At 64.2% G+C, this 8,510-nt stretch carries 9 protein-coding genes; 8 read left to right on the top strand and 1 reads right to left on the bottom strand.

The features are described from left to right. Positions 1-64: 64 nt before the first annotated feature. Positions 65-466 (bottom strand): type II toxin-antitoxin system VapB family antitoxin, encoded by a 402-nt coding sequence (locus WBA38_RS15045; RefSeq protein WP_424296063.1) that lies wholly within the window; start codon positions 464-466, stop codon positions 65-67. 82 nt (positions 467-548) lie between these two features. Between WBA38_RS15045 and hrcA the strand changes: the two genes are divergently transcribed. The 8 genes from hrcA (at position 549) to era (ending at position 8,329) form a co-directional block, all read left to right on the top strand. Next, positions 549-1,586 carry a heat-inducible transcriptional repressor HrcA gene (gene hrcA / locus WBA38_RS15040; RefSeq protein ID WP_424296059.1) on the top strand — a complete coding sequence of 346 codons (1,038 nt, stop codon included), beginning with the start codon at positions 549-551 and terminating at the stop codon, positions 1,584-1,586. Between the two features lie 34 nt (positions 1,587-1,620). Continuing rightward, positions 1,621-2,775: a molecular chaperone DnaJ gene (gene dnaJ / locus WBA38_RS15035; RefSeq protein WP_424296057.1), complete on the top strand. Its 1,155-nt coding sequence runs from the start codon at positions 1,621-1,623 to the stop codon at positions 2,773-2,775. Beyond that, positions 2,772-3,524 (top strand): 16S rRNA (uracil(1498)-N(3))-methyltransferase, encoded by a 753-nt coding sequence (locus WBA38_RS15030; protein ID WP_424296055.1) that lies wholly within the window; start codon positions 2,772-2,774, stop codon positions 3,522-3,524. Before dnaJ ends, WBA38_RS15030 begins: the two co-directional genes overlap by 4 nt. 19 nt (positions 3,525-3,543) lie before the next feature. Continuing rightward, entirely contained in the window at positions 3,544-4,299 is a 756-nt protein-coding gene (locus WBA38_RS15025) for an alpha/beta hydrolase family protein (RefSeq protein ID WP_424323031.1), read from the top strand. Positions 4,300-4,405: 106 nt separating this feature from the next. Beyond that, positions 4,406-5,449, top strand: a complete 1,044-nt coding sequence (locus WBA38_RS15020) for a PhoH family protein (protein ID WP_424296051.1) — start codon at positions 4,406-4,408, stop codon at positions 5,447-5,449. Beyond that, on the top strand, positions 5,446-6,024 hold the full coding sequence (gene ybeY, locus WBA38_RS15015) for an rRNA maturation RNase YbeY (RefSeq protein ID WP_424296049.1): 579 nt from the start codon (positions 5,446-5,448) through the stop codon (positions 6,022-6,024). Before WBA38_RS15020 ends, ybeY begins: the two co-directional genes overlap by 4 nt. Before the next feature lie 5 nt (positions 6,025-6,029). Further along, the gene (locus WBA38_RS15010; protein WP_424323030.1) at positions 6,030-7,367 is read left to right on the top strand and encodes a hemolysin family protein; all 1,338 of its coding nucleotides are present in this window, start codon (positions 6,030-6,032) and stop codon (positions 7,365-7,367) included. A 5-nt stretch (positions 7,368-7,372) separates the two neighbouring features. After that, positions 7,373-8,329 (top strand): GTPase Era, encoded by a 957-nt coding sequence (gene era, locus WBA38_RS15005; RefSeq protein WP_424323029.1) that lies wholly within the window; start codon positions 7,373-7,375, stop codon positions 8,327-8,329. Positions 8,330-8,510: the final 181 nt, after the last annotated feature.

Here is an 8,510-nt window from a genome sequence, read left to right as displayed (position 1 = left end):
CGGGAATCGACGCATCATGCGAGAACCCCGGGCGGGGTGGTTTTTTCGGGCGACGACGACGCCGCTAGTCGATGCGGTGTGCGCCGCCGACGCGGGGGCGGGGATAGGTCACGACCGGGGGGAGTGGGGCGGTGATTTCGACGTCCGACTCGGCGTTAGTGCGGGCCAGGTGCTCGTCTAAGTCGAAGAGGCGGGCGTGAATGATCGTCCGGTTCCGCAGCGCCGACCGCACGGCCCGGTGAATCCCATCCTCCAAATAAAGGTTTCCCTGATACCGCACGATGTGCGCGAAGAGGTCGCCGTAAAACGTCGAATCCTCCGACAGCAGTTTGTCGAGGGCCAGCACCGTGGTGATCGGCGTCAACTGATCAAGCCGAAACTGTTGCGGCGGAAGTTGCGCCCAATCCCGCGACGTCAGACCATGATCAGCATAGGGTTTGCCGTCACGCACGCCCTTGAAGATCATCGCCGTCACATGGCCTTTCCGCAGTTTCGTAGAATGGTTTTATCCACTGTAAGCAAAAATGTGGCAAAGAGAGGTGTTCGCGATGGCATCGTCGACAGACGATCGACGTTTTGAGATCCTTCGAGCCATCGTCACCGACTACGTCGACACCCAAGAACCGATCGGCTCCAAGGCCCTCGTCGAGCGCCACCACCTGGGAGTTTCCAGTGCCACCGTCCGCAACGACATGGCCGTCCTGGAAGCCGAAGGCTACATCGCGCAGCCGCACACGAGCTCCGGACGGATCCCCACCGACAAGGGCTACCGACTGTTCGTCGACCGCATCAGCGAGATCAAACCGCTCTCATCGGCCGAACGTCGCGCCATCCTGTCGGTCCTCGACAACGGGGTCGACCTCGACGACGTGCTGCGCCGCTCAGTGAAATTGCTCGCACAGCTGACCCGCCAAGTCGCGGTGATCCAATACCCGGTCCTGTCGATGGCGCGCGTTCGCCACGTCGAGGTCGTCGCACTCTCGCCGAGCCGCCTGCTGCTGGTGGTCATCACCGACACCGGCCGCGTCGAACAGCGGATGGTGGCCCTCGCGGCGCCCATCAACGACGACGATCTCGCTCGCGTCCGTGACCTTTTCTCCGCCGCGCTCGACGGCCAGCGGCTCGAAGACGCATCCGCCGCCGTCGCTGAACTCGCCAACAACGCCGACCCCGACCTCCGCGAACCGATCATCACGATCGCGACGGTCCTCGTGGAAACCCTCGTCGAACGCGGCGAAGATCGCCTCGTGCTGGGCGGAACGTCGAACCTGGCGCGGTCAGCCGCCGACTTCTCACCCAATCTCGGCGGTATGGACATTGTGCTCGACGCCCTCGAAGAGCAAGTCGTGGTGCTGAAGTTGCTGGCGCATACTCAACGGACGGGCACCGTGACCGTTCAAATCGGTGAGGAAACCAACACCGAGAACCTGCGGAGTACTTCCGTCGTGTCGACCGGGTACGGTGCATCGGGCACCGTGTTCGGAAGCGTCGGTGTGGTCGGTCCCACCCGGATGGACTACCCGGGAACAATCGCCTCGGTGGCGGCTGTTGCCAAATACGTCGGCGAAGTTCTCTCCGACCGTTAGTTGATTTCTCGATTGTGTAAGGACCTTTTTCACTGTGGCTCGTGACTATTACGACATTCTCGGCGTGGCTGCAGGCGCGTCCGATCAGGAGATCAAACGCGCCTACCGCAAGTTGGCTCGCGAACTGCACCCCGACATCAACCCCGATGCCGAGGAGCAGTTCAAAGAGGTGACGACCGCCTACGAGGTGCTGTCCGACCCGGAAAAGCGACGCATCGTCGACGCCGGTGGCGATCCACTCGGTGGCCCCGGCGGCGGCTTCGGCGGTGACCCGTTCGGGTCCGGTGGCCTCGGCGACATCTTCCAAACCTTCTTCGGCGGGGGAGGCGGCGGCGGTTTCGGCGGCGGCCGCGGACCGCGCGGACGGGTACGTCCCGGTGAGCCCGCCTTGGTCGGCGTCAGCCTCGACCTCGAAGAGATCGCCGCCGGTGCCCGCAAAGAGATCACCGTCGACACCGCAATCCTGTGCGACACCTGCCAGGGCGCCGGTACCCGCGACAACTCCAAGCCCGTAACCTGCGCAACCTGCAAGGGGGCCGGCGAGATCCAGGCCGTGCAACGGTCGTTCCTCGGTCAGGTCATGACCGTCCGCGAATGCCCCGAGTGCCGCGGCGTCGGCGAAACGATTCCCGACCCGTGCCTCAAATGCGCGGGCGACGGTCGTGTCCGGTCGCGTCGCACCATGACCGTCAAGATCCCGGCCGGCGTTCAGGACGGCATGCGAGTGCGCCTGTCCGGCCAGGGCGAAGTTGGCCCCGGTGGCGGTCCCGCAGGTGACCTGTACGTCGAAATCTCCGAGCAGGCAGACGACGTCTTCGTCCGCGACGGTGACGACCTCCACTGCACGGTGCGCGTGCCGATGGTCGACGCCGCTCTCGGAACCGACCTCGAAGTTCCGACGGTGCTCGACAGCACCGCCACGATCAACGTCGAAGCCGGAACGCAACCGGGGACTGTCGTGCGGGTGCGTGGCGTCGGACTGCCGCATCTGAACTCGGGTGTCCGCGGCGACCTTCACGCGCACCTGGAAGTTGTGGTACCGAAGAAGGTCGACTCGAACCAGGCCGACCTGCTCAAGTCACTCAAGGAAGCTTCCGGCGACGTCGTCGAACTCGTCACCGCAGCGTCAAAGGCGGCCGCCCGCGGCGGCCTGTTCTCCAAGCTCCGCAACGCTTTCGCCGGACGATGACGCCACCGCTCTTCTGGGTCGACGACGTGCCGCGCGCAGGTGACCTCGCGTCACTGTCGGGCCGGGAGGGCAGGCATGCCGTCACCGTCACGCGTATCAAGGCGGGGGAGACGGTTCTCCTCGGTGATGGTCGTGGATGCACCGCGCACTGCGAGGTCATCGACGTCGAAAGCAAAGACACGCTGACGGTGCGGGCGAGCCGAGTCGAAGTGGATCCGCGGCCCAAGCCGCTGGTGACGGTCGTGCAAGCACTGCCCAAAGCCGAACGCAGCGAACTGGCCGTCGACTTGATGACCGAAGCGGGCGTCGACGTGATTGTGCCGTGGCAGTCGTCGCGGAGCATTGCACGCTGGAGTGGCGTGAAGGCGGCGAAGGGCGTCGAGAAATGGCGGACCACGGCGGCGACCGCAGCCAAGCAGGCGCGACGGTCGTGGATTCCGGAGGTCACTGATCTCGCTGGCACCACCGATGTGCGGGCACTGACGGCACGCGTGGTTGCCGACGGCGGCATTGTGGCCCTGCTGCACGAAGCCGGTGCCGTCCCCTTCCGATCCATCAACTTCGCCGATGCCGCGGAAGTGGTGCTGGTGATTGGGCCGGAAGGCGGGCTCGCCGACGCCGAGATCGCCGACCTCACCGCGCTCGGTGCGATCTCGGTGGTCCTGGGACCGGAAGTGTTGCGGACCGCAGCTGCCGGGGCCGTGGCGCTCGGCGCGCTCGGTGCAGTCACCGACCGTTGGTCCCGATAGCTCCCGGAAAGCAACTTCAGTGCGGCGCAAGAAGATTCGCTACGGCGACCACGACAGCAACTTCGGGCACCTGTACCTGCCCGACGTTGGTCCCAACGACTGCCCGCCGGTGGTCGTCCTCGTTCACGGCGGTTACTGGTCTACCGAGTTCACTCTCGTCCTGTACACGGCGATCGCCCGTGACTTGGCGCAACGCGGCGTCGTCGTCTGGAACGTCGAATACCGTCGCGTGGAAGAGAGCGGTGGTGGCTGGCCGGGCACCGGGCGCGACGTAATCGCCGCGATCAGTGCGCTCGACGGTCCCGTCGCCGATCAGTTGGCGATCGACGGAGTGCGGGTCGACCGCCGGAACGTCGCCGTCGTCGGACATTCGGCGGGTGGGCACCTCGCAGTCTGGGCCGTCGCGCAACTCGGCGCTAGGGTCGGCGCATTCAACATTGCGACGGTGGTCGCGCAATGCGGAGTCTTGGACCTCACCATCGGTAACACCGACCGACCATCGCTGAAGGCTCTGATGGGTGGCAGTTACGCGGAGATGCCCGAACGGTACGCGGCTGCCTCGCCCGCTTCGCAGCCCCCGTTCGACGCCCTCGTCGCCGCCATCCACGGAGTCGACGACACGATGATTCCGATCGAACTCAGTCGCCTCTACGTTGAGGGTGCGGTGGCTCGCGGCCAACGCGCAGCCTTTTACGAAGTCCCCGGCGGCCACGACGCCTTCATCGACCCGCGAAGCATCGCCCATCGACAAACGTTGCGGGTCTTGGGCGTGTGATCGAGACCAGAGCAATACCCAGTCGCACGCTGCGACCACCGGCGATAGACTGGTACAAATCCGGAATCCGAACCGGCACTTTCATGATCTTGGGGAGACGAATTTAGTGACTGACGACAACCGCGACGACCCTACGACCGCCGCGGTGACCAGTTCGCAGATTGAAGTACCGCAGGAATTGGCGGTGGGGCTGCTCGGAGCAGTCGACGCCAACCTTCGGACTTTGGAAACGCAGCTCCCCGCCGACATTCACGTCCGCGGCAACCGCATTACCTTGCGCGGGTTACCCGCCGATGTGGCGGCATCGGAGCGCGTGATTGCCGAACTGGTCCGCGTAGTCCGCGGTGGCACCACCCTGACCCCAGACCTCGTGCGGCAGGGGCTGTCGATCCTCGCCTCGCGTGAATCGGAGACGCCCGCCGATGTGCTGAGCCTCGACATTCTGTCGCGACGCGGCAAGGTGATTCGGCCCAAAACACTGAACCAGAAGCGGTACGTCGACGCGATCGACAAGAACACGATCGTCTTCGGTTTGGGGCCCGCCGGTACCGGCAAGACGTACCTGGCGATGGCCAAAGCCGTTCAGGCCTTGCAGTCGAAAGAAGTTAGCCGCATCATTCTGACGCGTCCGGCCGTCGAAGCTGGTGAGCGCCTCGGGTTCCTGCCGGGCACGCTGCACCAGAAGATCGACCCGTACCTGCGCCCCCTCTACGACGCCCTCCACGACATGATGGATCCCGAAGCGATCCCGAAGCTGATGGAGTCGGGTGTCATTGAGGTCGCGCCGTTGGCCTACATGCGTGGTCGCACCCTGAACGACGCGTTCATCATTCTCGACGAAGCGCAGAACACGACCACCGAGCAGATGAAGATGTTTCTCACGCGCCTCGGCTTCGGTGCCAAGATCGTCGTCACCGGCGACACCACCCAGGTGGACCTGCCCGGCGGGGCCCAGTCGGGACTGCGGGCGGCCGCGCGCATCCTCGACGGCATCGACGACATCCACTTCGCGAATCTGACCAGCGCCGACGTCGTCCGACATCGGCTGGTCGCCGACATCGTCGATGCCTACGGGCGCGCCGAGGAGCAGGCGGGCAATCGAGCCGATCGACGGGCGGGCATGCGCCAGTCGGGAGGTCGTGGCCGATGAGCATTGAACTATTCAACGAGTCCGGCGTTGACGTCCCCGAGCAGCTGATCATTGAGGCCGCGCGCTTTGCGATGCGCCGCATGGAAGTGCATCCGGGGGCAGAACTGTCGATCCAACTGGTCGATACCACCGCCATGGCCGAACTCCACATGCAATGGATGGACCTTCCCGGGCCCACCGACGTGATGAGTTTCCCGATGGACGAGTTGACGCCGGGAGGCCGCCCCGACGCCGATGATCCGGGACCGGCGATGCTCGGCGACATTGTTCTGTGCCCCGAGTTCGCGGCCGAACAGGCACGTTCGCAACGCCACAGCTTTGAGCACGAGATGGCCGTACTCACCGTGCACGGGGTGCTGCACCTTCTCGGCTTCGACCACGCCGAACCAGACGAGGAACGCGAAATGTTCGGGCTGCAGGGCCAGATCATCACCGACTGGTATTCGGCCCGCGACGATCGTGACCGCCTTCTGGAACAGGCTGAGAAAGACACCCGCCTGCTGAACAACATCGGCTTCTCGGGCGGCATCGCCGGTGGCCTGTCGAGCGACGCACCCAACGGTGAGGGGCACTGACCAGCGTGTTCAGTGACATCGTGCTGCTGATCGTGGCGATCGTCCTGACGGTGTTGGCCGGTGTTTTCGCCGCGACCGACTCGGCATTGGCGACGGTCTCGGTGGCCCGCAGTGAGGACCTCCTCAAGGAGGGGCGCGCCGGTGCCCGCAAACTGTTGGCGGTCCTGGATCAACGTTCCACATACATCGGGCTCGCGGTTCTGCTGCGCGTCTTGTGCGAGGTGTCGGCCACGGCTGTGCTTGCTGTGGTTGCCGTCGACTCGTTCGGCACCGGGTGGGGAATTGCCGTCACGATCATCGTGATGACGCTGATCTCGTACATTGCCGTCGGCGTCGGGCCCCGCACCCTGGGACGGCAAAACGCCTACTCGATTTCGCTGGTCGCCGGCCCGGTCCTGTCGGCGATCGGCCTGCTGCTGCGCCCGGTTACTCGACTGCTCATCCTCATCGGTAACGCGTTGACCCCGGGTAAGGGCTACCGCAACGGTCCCTTCGCGACGGAAATTGAAGTCCGCGAAGTCGTCGACATGGCACAGGAACGCGGCGTCGTCGACGATGACGAGCGCCGCATGATCCAATCCGTGTTCGAGTTCGGCGAGACCGATGCCCGCGAAGTGATGGTTCCCCGCCCCGAAATGGTGTGGATCGAGAGTGACAAGTCCGTCGTGCAAGCCATGAGTTTGGCAGTCCGGTCCGGGCATTCGCGCATCCCCGTCATTGGCGAGAATCCCGATGACATCGTCGGGGTCGTGTACCTCAAGGATGTCGTCGAGCGACTCCTGCCGGAACTGTCGAGCGCCGCTCGCAGCGTCGGGGTGGAAGCCGTAATGCGCGACGCGGTATTTGTCCCCGACTCCAAACTGCTCGACGACGTGCTGTCGGACATGCAGGCCAACCGCAATCACATGGCGATGCTGGTCGACGAATACGGTGGCATCGCAGGCCTGGTCACCATTGAAGACGTGCTGGAAGAGATCGTCGGCGAGATCACCGATGAGTACGACACCAACGAAGTCGCTCCCATCGAAGAGATCGACGAAGGGGTGTACCGGGTGTCGTCGAGACTGCCCGTGGAAGACCTCGAAGAACTCTTCGACGTCGAAATTGACCTGGACCTCGACGATGTCGATACGGTTGGCGGACTACTGGCCCTACGCTTGGGTCGCGTACCGTTGCCCGGGGCGAAGGTGAAGGTCGACGGTTTGCGGATGATCGCCGAAGGCGGACCCAACCGCCTCGGTCGCCAACGCATCACCTCGGTGCTGGTACGACGGTCGTCGAAGCCGGTAACCACCGACAAGAACGAGAAGGTCGGCGACGATGCTTCCATGAAGGAGAACTGACCCCCATGACTGAAGACTTCGCTGCAGATTCCCCCGACGGAGAAATCACGGCCGACGACTCCGCCCCCGGCGAATTCCGCTCCGGCTTCGTCTGTTTTGTGGGTCGTCCCAATACCGGGAAATCGACGCTCACCAACGCGCTCGTCGGCGACAAAGTGGCCATTACGTCGAATCGGCCGCAGACCACGCGTCACACGATTCGCGGCATCGTCAACCGGCCCGACGCCCAACTAATCCTGGTCGACACGCCCGGGCTGCACCGGCCGCGCACCCTCCTCGGGCAGCGACTCAACGACTTGGTCCGCGAAACTTACGCTGACGTCGACATCATCTGCGTGTGCATTCCTGCCGACGAAGCGATCGGCCCCGGCGACCGCCGCATCATCGAAGAGGTCAACGCCACAACGCCGCGTACCCGCAAGATTGGCATCGTCACCAAGATCGACCGCGTGGGACCGGAGAAGGTCGTCACCCAGCTGATGAAACTGTCGGAGCTGATGGGGCCGGACGCCGAGGTCATTCCGGTGTCGGCGAAGTCGGGCAAGCAGATCGACGTGCTTACGGACCTGCTGGTGTCGCTGTCGGACGAGGGTCCGGCGTTTTACCCCGATGGTGAGATCACCGACGAGCCCGCAGAAACCATGATGGCCGAGTACATTCGCGAGGCCGCTCTGGAAGGCGTGCACGACGAGCTGCCGCACTCCATCGCAGTGGTGATCGAAGAGATCATTCCCCGCGAAGACTCGAAGGTCGTCGACGTCCACGCGATTATCTACGTCGAACGTGATTCCCAAAAGGGCATCATCATTGGTCACAAGGGTTCACGTCTGAAGCAGGTCGGCACCGCCGCCCGCACCCAGATCGAAAAGCTCATGGGCACCCGCATCTACCTCGACCTCCACGTCAAGGTCGCCAAAGACTGGCAGCGCGACCCCAAACAGTTGGGCCGCTTGGGCTTCTAGCCCACCCCAAATTCCGACCCGCGTGCCCCGCGGATTCCGGCCCGAGTGCCTCGCGGATTCCGGCCCGCGTGCCCCCGAATTTCCCCTTTTCTGTCACATTTGACGGTCGGCCGCCTGCCAAGGCATCACCAAACACGTCGATCGGTGACGGTCTGGTCGAATCGTGACAGAAAAGGGGCGG

Source organism: Gordonia sp. (in: high G+C Gram-positive bacteria) (assembly GCF_049647785.1).
In the GTDB taxonomy this organism is placed as follows: Bacteria; Actinomycetota; Actinomycetes; order Mycobacteriales; family Mycobacteriaceae; genus Gordonia.
This window is presented reverse-complemented; position numbering and strand designations above follow the sequence as displayed.

Coding starts and splice junctions, on each gene's coding strand:
- hrcA (WP_424296059.1), top strand. CDS start 549: ATGGCATCGTCGACAGACGATCGACGTTTTGAGATCCTTCGAGCCATC.
- era (WP_424323029.1), top strand. CDS start 7,373: ATGACTGAAGACTTCGCTGCAGATTCCCCCGACGGAGAAATCACGGCC.
- WBA38_RS15045 (WP_424296063.1), bottom strand. CDS start 466: ATGATCTTCAAGGGCGTGCGTGACGGCAAACCCTATGCTGATCATGGT.
- ybeY (WP_424296049.1), top strand. CDS start 5,446: ATGAGCATTGAACTATTCAACGAGTCCGGCGTTGACGTCCCCGAGCAG.
- WBA38_RS15030 (WP_424296055.1), top strand. CDS start 2,772: ATGACGCCACCGCTCTTCTGGGTCGACGACGTGCCGCGCGCAGGTGAC.